Here is a 13,309-nt window from a genome sequence, read left to right on the forward strand (position 1 = left end):
TTGCCAAAATTTGAAATGTGGCCAACCCGGCTTTTCGTAAAAACCGGGGACAGACCCCGGTTTTTTCAGCGTTCCAAACGATAGAACAATTGTGCTTTTCTCGGTAACGCACATCCAGAGGATGAAGCGAGAAGATGCTGATCGGCATTTAGCCTAGCCGTTATTGAGCACGGCGCCGACGACGGCGACACCGGCGTGCTGCAGCGAGGAAACCAGCGTCTGTAGCTGCGGCGCCAGGCTGAGGTCCTTGCGTGCGACGACGACGGCACCCCGGGTGCGGGCGGCGATGGTCTGGTTGTCGGCGGTTTCGGCCCCGGCCGGAGTGTCGACCACGACGATGTCGTACTGGCCCTGGACGGTGGCCATCAGCGCATTGAAGACCGGGCGGGCGAGCAGTTCCTGCGGGTTGGGCGGGATAGCGCCGGCTGGCAGGATGGAAAGGTCGATCAGGCCGGGAATGCGGGTCACCGCTTCGCCGAGTTCGGCGCGGCCAGCCAGCAGGCTGGACAGGCCGAGCTTGTTTTCGAGGCGGAACAGTTGGTGCTGGCGCGGGTGGCGCAGGTCGGCATCGATCAGCAGCGTGCGTTCGCCCAATTGCGAAAAGACGACGGCCAGGTTGGCGGCGGTGAAGCTGCGCCCTTCGCCCCGGCCGGCGCTGACCACGGCCAGCGTCTTGTGACCGGCTTCGGCATCGAACCAGCGCAGCATCAACTGGCTGCGCAGGGCGCGCAGTTGCTCGACAACCGGGCTGAAGGGCTTGAAGGCGGCGATCACTTCTTCGCTGACCCGCTCGTCGCCCGGCATCAGATAGGGGTAGTCATACTGGCGGGAGAGCGCCTGCTGGATGTCGGCCTCCGAGAGTAGGCCGAGCTGGATGGCGGCATCGCCGAAGCGCAGGCCCTGCTCTTTTTGCAGCTTGAGGATGCGCTCGGCCGCTTCCGGCGTCAGGCGGCCGTTGTCGATCAGGATGGCGCCGATGGAACGGCCCGAGCCGCTAGTGAGTTTTTCGTTGATTGCGTTCATCGCGGATCAGGCCTCCGAAACGGCTGGCTGTTGCTGATTGCTGTCCCGCAAGGGGACTTCCTTCGGGGCGCGGTCGACCGGCATTTTTTGCCAAAAACGCCAGCTCTTGCGGGCAGCCGGCGGCAAGGTCGAGTCGAGTTCGGCCAGGACAGGTAGGTCGAGCGCCAGCCGAAGGTCTTCGGCCGAGCGGATGCGGCGTTGCCCCAGTTCGAGGACGAGCGCGGCGCCGACGCCGAGCATGCCGCCGAGGAAGATGGAAACCAGTACGTTGAGGAAAATCTTCGGGCGGGAATGCCTGACCGGCTCGGTGGCCGGGCTGAGGACCAGCACGTTGGTCTGCTGCGACTGCCCTTCCAGATTGCTTTGCGTCATGCGTTGGCCGACTGCCTCGTAGGCGCGGCGGGCAGTTTCGACATCGTTGACCAGCACCGAGAGCTCGTCACGCTGCGACTTGATTTCGAGCACGCGCTTTTTCTGCTCTTCGATGGCGGCCTTCAACTCTTCCTGCTTGACCGCGCCGAACTTGTTGGCGACGGCAGCACCGCCGGAGATGCGGGCAATTTCCTCGCGCAGTTGCTGGCGCTGGCCCTGGATCTGGGCTTCGAGCTGCTGTACTTGCGGGTGGTTCTTGCCGAGGTTGCTGTTGAGTTCGGCCAGCTTGGACTCGGAACGGGCGATCTCGGACTTGAGGTTCTGGATCAGCGGGTTCTGCAGCACTTCGAGCGACAGTTCGCTGGTGCCGCTCTTTTGCCGGCTGGAGGCATCGGCCTTCTGGGCCTGGGCAGCGGCCAGCTGGGCGGTCAACTCGTTGAGGCGGCCGGTTTCGTTGTCCATGATGCGCTCGTCGGTGATGACGATGCCCTTGTCCTGCTGATAGGCGGACAGGCGGGCCTGGGATTTTTCCAGCGCGGTGCGCAGGCCTTTTTGCCGCTCTTCGAACCAGGCGCTGTACTGGCGGGCCGGCTCGACGCGCAATTCGATCGAGGTATCGATGTAGGCCTGGGCGAAAGCATTGGCGACGGCGGCCGCGAACTGCGGGTCCTTCGCCGAGAAGTTCACGTTGATGACGTTGCTTTCGCGCGACGGCTTGATGTCCAGCTTCTTTTGCAGCAGCGTCGCGTAGAAGCCTTCGATCGTGCCTTTACCATCGCCGTCGTCCTGCCAGGTTTCGATGGCTTCGGCGTTCTTGTCGATGCCGAGCAGCTTGACGACGCGGGTGGCAACGCGGTCGCTGTTGATGATGTCCATCTGCGTCGCCATGTAGCCGGGCGCCATCATGCCCTGCATGACCATGCCGGCAATCGGGTCCGGCGATTTGACGTCGATCACCAGCGAGGTGGTGGCGGTGTATTCCTTGGGCAGGATCAGGCTGATGACGAGCGTCGTCATGACCGTGACGCCGAGCACCGACAGCGCCAGTTTGCGGCGGGCCCAGAGGATGAGGAGAAATTGCTGAAAAGTCATGCGGGGCTTTCAGTGATCTTCGTGGTCAGAAGAAGCTTTCCTGGACGTAAAGCACGTCGTCGGCCTGGATGGCGTCGGATTTCTCCGGCGAAACGACGATGACCGAACCGTCCGGCCCACGGCGATGGATGCGCAGGCCGCGTTCGGTGCCGCGAATGGTCAGGCCGCCGCCTTGGGCCAGGCCTTGCAGCACGGTCATGTTGCGTTCGAGGCGGTAGGAGCCGGCACGCTGGACTTCGCCATAGATATAGAACAGCGGGGCGCGATGGACGTAGATGACGTCGCCGCCGGCCACTGGAATATCCAGTTCGGTATTGCCGGTGATGAACATCGCCGGAATGTCGATTTCCTTGCGGAAGGGCTTGCCTTCGCGAATGCCGGCCAGGGTGACGACATCGGCGCCGCCGCCAATTGTCCCCGAAGGCATGGCGCCGCCGGCCGTGGCCAGCATGTCGGTGACGCGGGTGTTGCCGGTCTCGATCGGGAAACGGCCCGGGCGGTTGACCATGCCGAGCACGGAAACCTGGTTGCCCCTGACCTGAACGAGCAGGATATTGACCTGCGGCTTTTGCACGAAACCGCCTTCGCGCAGCTTGGAGGCGATGGCCAGCTCGGCATCGGCAATCGACAGGCCGCCCAGTTGCACGGCGCCGATCAGCGGATAGGTAACGGCGCCGCTTTCGGCGACACGGGTTTCAACGGTGAGGTCCGGGTTCTGGAAAACGCTGATCTTGATCGCGTCGCCGGCGCCGAGTCGGTAATCGGCCTGCTTGTCCTGCGCCGAGGCGCCGAGCACGAGGCCCAGCGCGAGCAGAAAGCCAAGGGAGAGTTGCTTGAGGTAGTTCATAGTCTGCTTGCCCACGCCTTACTTGAGGCCGCCGATGCCTTTGTTGATGACGGCATCGCCGCCCGTTGCCGCGGCCTTCTCCGGAGCGGCGGCAGTCGCCGCGGGGGTGCCGGAAAATTCGCCGACGTATTCGATCTTCGCCTTGTCGCGCAACTGCTTCATCGAGTCGCGCGCCAGATCGGCCTTTTGCTTGTTGCTCAGGTAGTTCTCGATGAACGGCTGGGCCTTGGCTTCGTCGAGCGGCTCGGACTTGGTGGCGAGCACGGTGATGATTGCGGCACGGCCCGGGCTTTCGATCAACTGCGGCTGGCCTTCCTTCGCCTGGGCCAGCTTGGGCAGGATTTCCAGGGCCAGTTGTTCGGCCGGCTTGACGGCAACGCCGCCGACCACTTCAACGCCCTTGGCCTTCAGGCCGGTGACGATTTCGGCGACGCTCTTGCCCTTGCCGAGCAGTTCCCTGACCACGGCCACATTGTCCGGCGTAGCGGCGAAGAGGACTTCTTCCAGGCGATAGATCTTGCGGTTGGCAAAGAGCTCGGGGTGTTCGGCGTAGAACTTGCCGACTTCGCTGGTCGAGGCCTTGCCCAGCTTGCCGACCGATTGCTCGAGGTAGGCACGGGCGAGGATTTCGCGCCGGGCATTCTCGATCGCCTGCATGACGGTCGGCGTCCGTTCGAGCTTGGCTTCCATCGCTTGCTGGACGGCCAGTTCCTGGTCGATCAGGCCTTCCAGCACCTGGCGCTTGGCAGCATCGGCCTGGGCCGGCGGGATGTTGGGCGTGCGTTGCAGAACGTAATTGACCTGATGCACGGAGATTTCGCCGCCATTCACCTTGGCCACGACTTGGGTGGCGGTTTTCTTCTCCGGCGGGCGTTCACCGCAGGCACTGAGGACAAAGGCGGAAATGACCAGACTGGCGATGGTGCTGAGCTTGTTCACGTGGACGCTTTCAAAGTTGGGCATACGGAATTCGGGTAGCCGGCCGATAGCGGGCGGCAGATGCGGGTTGTTTGGGACAGGCGGCGCATGTCAGTACTGGGCCGAGGCCGAGACAAAGCCGATGCGGTCTTTGTAGTCGAGCGAGTCGTAATTGACGTTGCGGTTTTCGTAGGCAACGCCGGCCTTCAGCTCAACCCAGCGCACCGGCAGATAGGCCAGATCGAAGCCGACGCGGGTGAACTTGTCTTCCCGCTGCTCGGTGCCGGCCGGCAAGGCGACGATCTCGCCTTTGTAGGAGCGCAGGCCGTAGCCAAGGCGAGCGGTGGCGGTCAGGGTATTGGTGGCGGCCCATTTGGTGGCCAGCGTCAGTTCATCGAGCACGTAGTAGCTGGAGGTCAGTTGCTGGAAGGTTTCCAGGCCGCGCTTGTAGCCGAGATTGAGGCTGCCCTTGGCGGTTGCCGCATAGGCGAAGTCGAGATTACCGACCCAGCCGTCGTAGTCGCGGTCGGCGAAGTGGTCGTGCTTGCGCGCCAGGTATTCGAGGCGGCCGCGCACCTGGCTCTTGCCGGTCAGACGCCAGTCGGCATCGAGTTCGTAGCTGTCCTGGACGAAACCGTTGTCGAACTGCAGCGTGCTGTTGAACTGCCGTTTCGAGTAGGTGCCGTCGAGATGCTTGGCGCGCACGGTCACCGTGTTGCCGGACAGCGGCCGGTAACGCAGGCCGTAGTTGTAGCCGTTGGCATCGTAGTCGCTATCGGCCAGAAAGGGCTGTTCGTTGGTCAGGCTGTAGCGCGAAACGCCGACCACGGCCGCCCAGTTCGAATGAAACCAGTAGTTGGCGCTGAAGCGCTCATTCTCGATGGTACGGACGTTGCGGACACGAAAATTGCGGTAATCGGAAAACGAGTTCAGCGACTCGTTGCGATCGACGGCGAGTTCGCCGGTCCAGCGCGTACCGACTGCCCAAAGCCACTTCGCATCGTAGTTCAGGGCCTGGAAATCGAGATAATCATTGGTCTTGTAGCGATTATCGACCAGGCTGACATTGGCGATCAGGCGCTGCAAACCGAACAACTTGTTGAAATTCAGACCGAGCGCCATGGTCGTGATGGTGTCCGACTTGCCGTCCAGGCCGACACTTTTCGGGTCAACAGACGGCGCCAGGCGAAAAAGGTTGTCATCATGCATCGACGACAGTGTGGCACTCAGATTTAGGACGTCACCCTCATTGGCCCGCACCCCGGTCGCTTGTAAAAGCACCAGGCAAGCGAACGCGAGCAGCGATTTTTGACATGACATCATGCTTGCGATCTTATCACATTGCACTGCAACATTTTAAACAAATGGCATTATGCAAAAAACGAAAGACGGGGCCATGGCCCCGTCTGAATCTGGCGTACCGCAAGGCACGCCACGTCACAACCGGTTTGTGCACCGCACTTTTATAGGCGCGGCACCGGCTCGGCGAAACGCTGCGCCTAGACCTGCCGCGCCTTGCGTCGAGCAATACCGGCGATCAGGCCAAGACCGGCCAGTAGCATGGCGTAGGTCGCCGGTTCAGGTACGGCGCTGACCGACTGGGCAAAGGTGGCATGCAAGGTGAATTGGGCATTGTCCTTGGCGGCCAGCCCGGAGACCACGACCTTGTAGGCAGTTGCCCCGGCCAGATCGACATCCTGGTTGGCGGAGTCCTTAAAGCTTGCCGTTAGATTGCCGGAGTTGTTCTTGCTGGTAATGGTGCCGGTCAGGCTGTTGCCCGACAGGGTGTAGACGTTGATCGACAGGTTGTCGAACAGACCGTTCAGGCTGGAGGCGTAAATCCGCCCCTGATTGGGCGAGTAGTCGCTACCCGTCACCAGCAGAAACTCCTGGGCGAAGGAGCCCGGCTGGGCGACGAAGGAGGAAATTGCCGTTTCCGACGGCTTGGCAAGCGCCGCCCCAACGGCGAACAGCAGTGCTGCGGTAAACAGGCTGTTTTTGATGATTTTCAGCATGATCGGCCTTTCACTTGCCAAGGTGGCGACGACGCGCCAGCGCCATCAGGCCCAGCCCGCCGAGCAGCAGGCCGAGGCCGGCCGGCTCGGGAACGGCCAGCGCTGCTGCCTGCAGGGAATAGCTCTGCCCCAGGTCGGCTGACTCCGTACCGCTAATGGTCAGGGTGTAGATTTGCCCGGCTTGCAGACCACTCAGGACTTGCCCGACGGAGACCAGGTCATCGGCCAGAACGACGTTCGGCAGATAGGTGCCCGCCCCGCTACCGCCGGTCAGGCTGAAGCTGAAACCGGGCAGATCGGCCACCGAAGCGCCCCAGAAGAAGGAGGTCAGGCCGAATTGCACGCTGCTGCCGGAGAGCAGGCTGAAACTGAAGCTGTCGAAAAACGGATCGCCATCCGGCAAGGCAACTTCGAGCGGCGCGGAACCCGAAACGCCGACCGGGCCGAGCGTGTAAAACGCGGCATTGGCGGTGCCGGTCAGCGCCAGTGTGGCGACGGCAAAGGCCAGTTGTTTGAGTTTTGACATGGGGATAACCCGGGGAAATATTTGATGGCGCCGATTTTACCCAGCCGCCGGCAAGGCCCCATTAGTCCATTCAGCCTATTCCGTGAGTTATTTCACGGAGCGACGGGGCACCGGAAAAGGCCTTTCGAGGCGTGTTACCGGCAGCGGCTGGCGGGATTTGCATGCCCGTTGTCCGGCCCGGCAATGGCCGCCGAGCCACCGGGGCGCCTACGATAGCGGCTGGCAATAACAACCAGGAGACAACATGCAGGCCTTTCAGGATTTTTACCCGGAGAACGTGGCGCACTGTTACGGCTGCGGCCGGCTCAATGCCGATGGACACCAGATCAAGACGTTCTGGGACGGCGACGAAACGGTGACCCGCTTTCAACCCAAACCTGAACACACGGCGATTCCCGGCTTCGTCTATGGCGGTCTGCTCGCCTCGCTGATCGACTGCCATTGCACTGGCACCGCCGCTGCCGCGATGTACCGGGCGGAGAACCGGGCCATGGACAGCCTGCCGGCTTTCCGCTTCGTCACCGGGTCGCTGCAGGTCAGCTACCTGAAGCCGACCCCGCTCGGCCCGGAACTGGAAATCCGTGGTCGGGTGAAGGAGATCAAGGGCCGCAAGGTCGTCGTCGAGGCAACGGTTTATGCCGAAGGTGTCGCCACCGCACGCGGCGAGGTGGTCGCCCTGCAGATGCCGGACAGTTTTACGGCTTAGGGAGACACTGAACAAATCGTCATCCTCGCGAAAGCGGGGATCCAGTGCCTTGACGATTCTGGATTCGCGCCTACGCGGGAATGACTAATCGGATTTAATCAGCACTTCCTTAGGCAGTTGCCCTTCAGTCAGCGGCGGACGCGGCGTAAAGCAGCAGACGGCGCCGCTGGCATCGAAATGGACCTGACAACCGCTTTCCAGTTGCCGGCGCAAGCGGGCCCGGGCCCGCTGGACGCGGGACTTGGCGCCGGCCAGGGAAATGCCGAGCTGATCGGCCAGCGCCTGTTGCGAATGCCCCTCGATGTCGCAGAAGGTGATCGCCAGCCGGTCCTCGGCCGATAGTTCGCTGAGCACTCGCGGCAGGCACTGGCTGAGTGCCTCGACAACGGCCGGCTCGGTACCGGGCATCGCCGGCAGATCGTCCGGCAAGGCAATCGTTTCGCGGCGGCAGCGCAGGTGATCGGCCAGGGCATTGCGCGCCACCTGGAAAAACCAGGCGCGCGGCTGGTTGACCGCAGCAAAGGCCTCACCCTGCCGGAGCGCCTTGATGAAGACTTCCTGCAGCAACTCCTCGGCATCTTCCGGCCGGGCACAGCGATGGCGCAGGTAGCCGAGCAGTTCGCCGGCCACCGCCTGCCAGGCGGCCAGCAGGCAGCCCGCCCCAGCGGATTCAGCCACGCTCATACCACCCCTGGCTGGCATTGACGACGCGGACGACGAGCAGCATGACCGGCACTTCGATCAGCACGCCGACCACCGTCGCCAGCGCCGCCCCCGATTCGAAGCCGAACAGGCTGATCGCTGCCGCAACGGCCAGCTCGAAGAAATTGGAGGCGCCGATCAGGGCCGACGGGCAGGCGATATTGTGCTTCTCGCCAAGCGCCCGGTTCAGCCAGTAAGCCAGTGCCGAATTGAAGAAAACCTGGATCAGGATGGGTACGGCAAGCAGCGCGATGACCAGCGGCTGGCGCAGGATGGCTTCACCCTGGAAGGCGAAGAGCGGGACCAGCGTCAGCAATAGGGCGGTGATCGACCACGGGCCGATTTTCGCCATGGCCGCGGCGAAAGCCACCGGGCCGCGCGCCAGCAGCGACTTGCGCCACCACTGGGCGAGCGCCACCGGAATGACGATGTAAAGGCCGACCGAAATCAGCAGCGTCGCCCACGGGACGGTAATTGCCGAAATCCCGAGCAGGAAGGCGACCAGCGGCGCGAAGGCGAAGACCATGATCAGGTCGTTGACCGCGACCTGCGACAGCGTGAATAGCGGGTCACCATTCGACAGCCGGCTCCAGACGAAAACCATCGCGGTACACGGTGCCGCCGCCAACAGGATGAGGCCGGCGATGTAGCTGTCGAGCTGTTCGGCCGGCAGATAATCGACGAACAACTGGCGGATGAACAGCCAGCCGAGGAAAGCCATCGAAAACGGCTTGACCAGCCAGTTCACGAACAGCGTGACGCCGATGCCGCGGACGTGCTGCCGTACTTCGTGCAGGGCGCCGAAATCGACCTTGACCAGCATCGGGATGATCATCACCCAGATCAGCAGCCCGACCGGCAGATTGACCTGCGCCACCTCCATCCGGCCGATCGCCTGGAAGACCCCGGGCATCGCCTGGCCGAGGGCGATGCCGGCAACGATGCAGGTAAAGACCCAGAGCGACAGGTAGCGCTCGAAACCGCTCATCGCGGCCGCAGCCGGCCGTTCGAGCGCCACTTCGCAGGGCGCGCTCATGCGGCGGCCTCGGCGTGAATCTGGCGGGCCGCATCGACGATTGCTGCGGTCGACATCGTTTCCAGGGGCAATTTCAAAAAGGCCGTGATGCGCTTTTCCAGTTCGCCATAGGCGGTTTCGAAGGCGGCCCGGCGGGCGGCCAGCGGTTCGACATGGGCCGGGTCGGCGATGCCCCAGTGCGCCGTCGCCGGGTGGCCGGGCCAGATCGGACAGGCTTCGCCGGCCGCGCTGGCGCAAACGGTAAAGATGAAATCGAGCGACGGCGCCCCGGCCGCGGCGAACTCGTCCCACGACTTGCTGCGCGGCTGCCCGCCATTCGGCCAAGGCACGCCGTGCGCCGCCAGCGTTTCGAGGGCGACCGGATTGACCTGGCCGCTCGGCTGGCTGCCGGCTGAAAAGGCACGGATGCGGCCCGCGCCGAGATGGTTGAACAGCGCCTCGCCGAGGATCGAGCGAGCCGAATTGCCGGTGCACAACACCAGCACGTTGAAAATTTTCATGGGCAGATTTCCGGTTGGCAAAGATCGACCGCTTCGCCGCAGGGCTGGCCGCCGCAGCAATCCTCGGTCAGGTAGCGCAGTAGTTCGTTCATCGCCGTGTAGTCGGTCGAGTAATAGATGAAACGGCCTTCCTGGCGGGCCACAGCCAAGCCGGCCGCGACCAGTTCCTTGAGGTGGAAGCTGAGCCGGCCATTGGCTTCGATGACCAGCGCCTCGGCGATCTTGCCGACCGACAGCCCCGCCGCGCCGGCACGGACGAGCAGGCGGAAGATTTCGAGGCGGGTGGCGTGGGCCAGCGCCCCCAATGCAGTGACGGCAGTTTTTGATTCCATATTTCAATAATCGTTGAAATATTATCCGAAGGCAAGCACGACCCGCCACTTTCCGCGCCTGGACAGTTCTGGATTCCCGCCTGCGCGGGAATGACTAAGCGGAGCCCCCCTGCTTGCTGGCCCCCTGGCGCACTGCCTGCAATTTGCGATACAGCGTGCGCTGGCTGATGCCCAACTGCCCGGCCAGCGTCGGCAGATCGCCGCCCAGCCGGTCGACCGCCCAGGCCAGGTAGCGCTGCTCGACACTTTCCAGATCGAGCACTTCGGCCAGTTGAAAAGCGCCGCTGCCATTCGGCAAGATCGCCGGCAGATCTTCGGCCATTTCGGTCAGGTGCGGCAGTTCCAGCGTGTCGCCATCGGCCAGCAGGGAAGCGCGCTCGATCAGGTTGCGCAGTTCGCGGATATTGCCGCTGAAGCGCCGGCCACTCAGCCAGGCCAGTGCCGCCGGCGAGAACTTGCGGCCGGGCTTGCGATCGACCCGTTCGAGCAGGGAAGCGGCTAGCAGCGGGATGTCCTCGGCCCGCTCATGCAGCGCCGGGGTGTGGATCGGGAAGGTGTTGATGCGGAAATAAAGGTCGCGGCGGAAGGTTTCGGCCTGGACCATGGCCCGCAGGTCGCGATGGGTCGCCGTGATCAGCCGGAAATCGGCCGGCAGCCAGTCCAGCCCGCCGACCCGGCGATAGGTGCCGGTTTCGAGCAGGCGCAGCAGCTTGACCTGCAAGGACAGCGGCAATTCGCCGATTTCATCGAGAAACAGCGTGCCGCCGGCTGCAGCCTCGACCAGCCCCTGCTTGCGGTGCGTGGCGCCGGTGAAGGCGCCCTTCTCGTAGCCGAACAGCTCGCTCTCGAACAGGGTTTCGGTCATGCCGGCGCAGTCGACCGCGACGAATGGCCCCTCCTCGCGGGCACTGGCCTCATGGATGGCATGGGCGACCAGTTCCTTGCCGGTGCCGGTTTCGCCGAGCAGCACGACCGCCGCATTCGAGTTGGCGACGCGCAAGACCTTTTCCAGCATGCCGATGAAAGCCGGCGAACGGCCGACCAGCCCCTGCGCCGCCGCCCGGCTGCTGGCCTGGCGAACGACGCGCATGGTTTCGACGAAATAGGCGATCTGCCCCCGGTCGTCGCGAATCGGCGTCGTTTCGACCGCGACATGCTCCTCGCCGCGCGGCGTGTGATGCAGGTGCAGGACGTGCTGCGGCGTGCCGGCTTCGAGGCTTTGCTTGAGCGGGCAGGATTCGCCGGCCTGGTCGCAGGGCACGTCGAAATGGTGCGACACCTCGTAACAAGTGCGCCCGACAATCGGTTTGCCGCCTCCGAACTCGCGGATATAGGCGGCGTTGGCGGCGACGATGCGGTAATCCGCATTCATCACAATGCGTGGCTCGGGCAGGCCATCGAGAAAGGAAAGCAGTTCGCTGAGAAAGTGTGCCGTCATGTCATCGCCACCCGTTTTGCCAATTTTGACTGTCAATATTGTCACAAGCACTCGCCACAGGCCAGCAGCGCTGCCACAAAAACTGGCCAAGACATTGATTTATCGACCAAGCAGCCAGCTTGCCCAGGCAGGCACGTATTTTGTTACTAAAGTCATGGAGACCGGACGTCACGCCATCCAGAGCAGCGCTTTCCTCCCTTTCCCCCAGGGGGTGGTCAAGCTACCCGGAGAGCGTCGGCGACATGTTCAACGCATTCGCCCCGCAGGCTTGCTTTGATGTCGCCAGAACACTCCGGACAGCAGTGAGGCCGGTTTCCAACCCTAATTCAGAGCCAAGAGATCAATGAGCCAAGTCAGCCCCAGCCAGACCCCGGAAACGCCCCCGATCGAAGTTTCCTTCTACGAAAAACGCAAGAAAATCTACGCCAAGGGGGTCCGCGGCCTGTTCGACAACTGGCGCATCGGCCTCGTCATCTTCACCCAGATTCTCTTCTACGGCGGCCTGTGGCTGGACTGGAACGGGCGCCAGGCGATCCTGCTCCATCTCGTCGAACGCAAGTTTTACATTTTCGGCCTGGTCTTCTGGCCGCAGGATGTCATCTACCTGTCGGCCCTGCTCATCGTTTCGGCCTACGCCCTGTTCCTGGTCACCGCCATTGCCGGCCGGCTGTTTTGCGGCTACGCCTGTCCGCAGACTGTCTATACCCAGTTGTTCATGTGGATCGAGAACTGGATCGAGGGCGAGCGCAATGCCCGCATCAAGCTCGACAAGGCACCGCTCGACGCCCGCAAGCTGCGCCTCAAGGGCACCAAGCACTTGCTCTGGCTGCTTCTCTCGCTGTGGACCGGCTTCACGCTGGTCGGCTACTTCACGCCGATTGAAGAACTGATGGAGAACGTCCGCACCTGGAACCTTGGCCCGTGGGAAGCTTTCTGGATCTTCTTCTACGGCGGCTTCACCTACCTGATGGCGGGCTTCATGCGCGAGCAGGTGTGCAAGTACATGTGCCCGTATGCCCGCTTCCAGAGCGTGATGTTCGACCCCGACACGCTGATCGTCACCTATGACCCGGCCCGTGGCGAAACGCGCGGCGCCCGCAAGAAAGGCGTCGACGCCAAGGCGGCCGGTCTCGGCGACTGTGTCGATTGCGGCCTTTGCGTCCAGGTCTGCCCGACCGGCATCGACATCCGCAACGGCCTGCAATACGAGTGCATCGGCTGTGCCGCCTGTATCGACGTCTGCGATCAGGTGATGGACAAGGTCGGCCTGCCGCGCGGCCTGGTGCGCTATTCGACCGAAAACGCGCTGGAAAAGCACCTGACGCGCCAGGAGATCATCGCCCACATCGTCCGCCCGCGCATCCTGCTGTACACGGTGATCCTCGCCATCATTCTCGGCCTGACCACCTGGTTCCTGGCGCACCGCATCCCGCTCAAGGTCGACATCATCCGCGACCGCTCGACGCTGGCCCGCGAAGCCGACGACGGCAGCATCGAGAACGTCTACATGCTGCAGATCATGAACACCGAGGAACAGCCGCACCGCTACAAGGTGACGGTGGATGGCCTGAACGGCGTCGGCATTGCCGGCGACAGCGAAGTCGAGGTCCCGGCCGCAACGCTGCAGGGTTTCAACACCGTCGTCCGCGTGCCGCCGGAATCCGGCAAGCAGGGCGCCAATCCGATTCATTTCGAAATCGTCGCCAGCGAGAATCCGGAGATCAAGGTTCGCGAAAAGGCCTCTTTCCTGATGCCCTGAGTTCAGGGCAAACCGACTCCGCCTTGGCGGGAGCTGGTCTCCC

General features: G+C 63.1%; 14 protein-coding genes. 2 read left to right on the plus strand and 12 right to left on the minus strand.

The genetic code is table 11. The features are described from left to right. Positions 1–153: 153 nt before the first annotated feature. The 7 genes from epsG to GH663_RS14940 all read right to left on the minus strand — a co-directional run bounded on the left by epsG (position 154) and on the right by GH663_RS14940 (position 6,793). Positions 154–1,023: a chain length determinant protein tyrosine kinase EpsG gene (gene epsG, locus GH663_RS14910; RefSeq protein ID WP_153132491.1), complete on the minus strand. Its 870-nt coding sequence runs from the start codon at positions 1,021–1,023 to the stop codon at positions 154–156. A gap of 6 nt (positions 1,024–1,029) precedes the next feature. Next, the gene (epsF, locus tag GH663_RS14915; protein WP_153132492.1) at positions 1,030–2,487 is read right to left on the minus strand and encodes a chain length determinant protein EpsF; all 1,458 of its coding nucleotides are present in this window, start codon (positions 2,485–2,487) and stop codon (positions 1,030–1,032) included. 25 nt (positions 2,488–2,512) lie between these two features. Continuing rightward, positions 2,513–3,334, minus strand: a complete 822-nt coding sequence (gene epsE, locus GH663_RS14920) for a polysaccharide export protein EpsE (protein WP_153132493.1) — start codon at positions 3,332–3,334, stop codon at positions 2,513–2,515. An 18-nt stretch (positions 3,335–3,352) separates the two neighbouring features. After that, positions 3,353–4,297: an EpsD family peptidyl-prolyl cis-trans isomerase gene (locus tag GH663_RS14925; protein ID WP_153132494.1), complete on the minus strand. Its 945-nt coding sequence runs from the start codon at positions 4,295–4,297 to the stop codon at positions 3,353–3,355. 66 nt (positions 4,298–4,363) lie between these two features. Then, positions 4,364–5,575: an XrtB/PEP-CTERM-associated polysaccharide biosynthesis outer membrane protein EpsL gene (gene epsL / locus GH663_RS14930; RefSeq protein WP_153132495.1), complete on the minus strand. Its 1,212-nt coding sequence runs from the start codon at positions 5,573–5,575 to the stop codon at positions 4,364–4,366. A 176-nt stretch (positions 5,576–5,751) separates the two neighbouring features. After that, entirely contained in the window at positions 5,752–6,267 is a 516-nt protein-coding gene (locus GH663_RS14935) for an FxDxF family PEP-CTERM protein (protein ID WP_153132496.1), read from the minus strand. Between the two features lie 10 nt (positions 6,268–6,277). Then, a complete protein-coding gene (locus GH663_RS14940; protein WP_153132497.1) occupies positions 6,278–6,793 on the minus strand; it encodes an FxDxF family PEP-CTERM protein in 516 nt (171 codons plus the stop codon). Positions 6,794–7,037: 244 nt separating this feature from the next. Between GH663_RS14940 and GH663_RS14945 the strand changes: the two genes are divergently transcribed. Further along, the gene (locus GH663_RS14945; RefSeq protein WP_153132498.1) at positions 7,038–7,499 is read left to right on the plus strand and encodes a PaaI family thioesterase; all 462 of its coding nucleotides are present in this window, start codon (positions 7,038–7,040) and stop codon (positions 7,497–7,499) included. Between the two features lie 84 nt (positions 7,500–7,583). Here GH663_RS14945 and GH663_RS14950 read toward each other — a convergent pair whose 3' ends face one another. From GH663_RS14950 to GH663_RS14970, 5 genes are all read right to left on the minus strand, one after another. Continuing rightward, on the minus strand, positions 7,584–8,183 hold the full coding sequence (locus GH663_RS14950; protein ID WP_153132499.1) for a sigma-70 family RNA polymerase sigma factor: 600 nt from the start codon (positions 8,181–8,183) through the stop codon (positions 7,584–7,586). Continuing rightward, positions 8,170–9,237, minus strand: coding sequence for an ACR3 family arsenite efflux transporter (arsB, locus tag GH663_RS14955; protein ID WP_211371165.1), 1,068 nt, complete (start codon positions 9,235–9,237; stop codon positions 8,170–8,172). Before arsB ends, GH663_RS14950 begins: the two co-directional genes overlap by 14 nt. After that, entirely contained in the window at positions 9,234–9,737 is a 504-nt protein-coding gene (locus GH663_RS14960; protein ID WP_153132500.1) for an arsenate reductase ArsC, read from the minus strand. Before GH663_RS14960 ends, arsB begins: the two co-directional genes overlap by 4 nt. Further along, complete coding sequence (locus tag GH663_RS14965; protein WP_153132501.1) at positions 9,734–10,069, minus strand: ArsR/SmtB family transcription factor; 336 nt, start codon at positions 10,067–10,069, stop codon at positions 9,734–9,736. The genes GH663_RS14960 and GH663_RS14965 overlap by 4 nt, the downstream gene beginning before the upstream one ends. Positions 10,070–10,163: 94 nt before the next feature. Then, positions 10,164–11,507 (minus strand): sigma-54 interaction domain-containing protein, encoded by a 1,344-nt coding sequence (locus tag GH663_RS14970; RefSeq protein ID WP_153132502.1) that lies wholly within the window; start codon positions 11,505–11,507, stop codon positions 10,164–10,166. 343 nt (positions 11,508–11,850) lie between these two features. Between GH663_RS14970 and ccoG the strand changes: the two genes are divergently transcribed. Next, a complete protein-coding gene (gene ccoG, locus GH663_RS14975) occupies positions 11,851–13,266 on the plus strand; it encodes a cytochrome c oxidase accessory protein CcoG (protein ID WP_153132503.1) in 1,416 nt (471 codons plus the stop codon). Positions 13,267–13,309: the final 43 nt, after the last annotated feature.

This window comes from Dechloromonas hortensis, from assembly GCF_009469765.1.
GTDB classification, from domain to species: Bacteria; Pseudomonadota; Gammaproteobacteria; order Burkholderiales; family Rhodocyclaceae; genus Azonexus; species Azonexus hortensis.

Excerpts from the sequence above, each read along its gene's own strand:
- GH663_RS14935 (WP_153132496.1), bottom strand. The coding sequence starts at position 6,267 with ATGCTGAAAATCATCAAAAACAGCCTGTTTACCGCAGCACTGCTGTTC.
- GH663_RS14925 (WP_153132494.1), bottom strand. The coding sequence starts at position 4,297 with ATGCCCAACTTTGAAAGCGTCCACGTGAACAAGCTCAGCACCATCGCC.
- GH663_RS14960 (WP_153132500.1), bottom strand. The coding sequence starts at position 9,737 with ATGAAAATTTTCAACGTGCTGGTGTTGTGCACCGGCAATTCGGCTCGC.
- epsG (WP_153132491.1), bottom strand. The coding sequence starts at position 1,023 with ATGAACGCAATCAACGAAAAACTCACTAGCGGCTCGGGCCGTTCCATC.
- ccoG (WP_153132503.1), top strand. The coding sequence starts at position 11,851 with ATGAGCCAAGTCAGCCCCAGCCAGACCCCGGAAACGCCCCCGATCGAA.
- epsF (WP_153132492.1), bottom strand. The coding sequence starts at position 2,487 with ATGACTTTTCAGCAATTTCTCCTCATCCTCTGGGCCCGCCGCAAACTG.
- arsB (WP_211371165.1), bottom strand. The coding sequence starts at position 9,237 with ATGAGCGCGCCCTGCGAAGTGGCGCTCGAACGGCCGGCTGCGGCCGCG.
- epsE (WP_153132493.1), bottom strand. The coding sequence starts at position 3,334 with ATGAACTACCTCAAGCAACTCTCCCTTGGCTTTCTGCTCGCGCTGGGC.
- GH663_RS14945 (WP_153132498.1), top strand. The coding sequence starts at position 7,038 with ATGCAGGCCTTTCAGGATTTTTACCCGGAGAACGTGGCGCACTGTTAC.
- GH663_RS14940 (WP_153132497.1), bottom strand. The coding sequence starts at position 6,793 with ATGTCAAAACTCAAACAACTGGCCTTTGCCGTCGCCACACTGGCGCTG.
- GH663_RS14950 (WP_153132499.1), bottom strand. The coding sequence starts at position 8,183 with ATGAGCGTGGCTGAATCCGCTGGGGCGGGCTGCCTGCTGGCCGCCTGG.
- epsL (WP_153132495.1), bottom strand. The coding sequence starts at position 5,575 with ATGATGTCATGTCAAAAATCGCTGCTCGCGTTCGCTTGCCTGGTGCTT.
- GH663_RS14970 (WP_153132502.1), bottom strand. The coding sequence starts at position 11,507 with ATGACGGCACACTTTCTCAGCGAACTGCTTTCCTTTCTCGATGGCCTG.
- GH663_RS14965 (WP_153132501.1), bottom strand. The coding sequence starts at position 10,069 with ATGGAATCAAAAACTGCCGTCACTGCATTGGGGGCGCTGGCCCACGCC.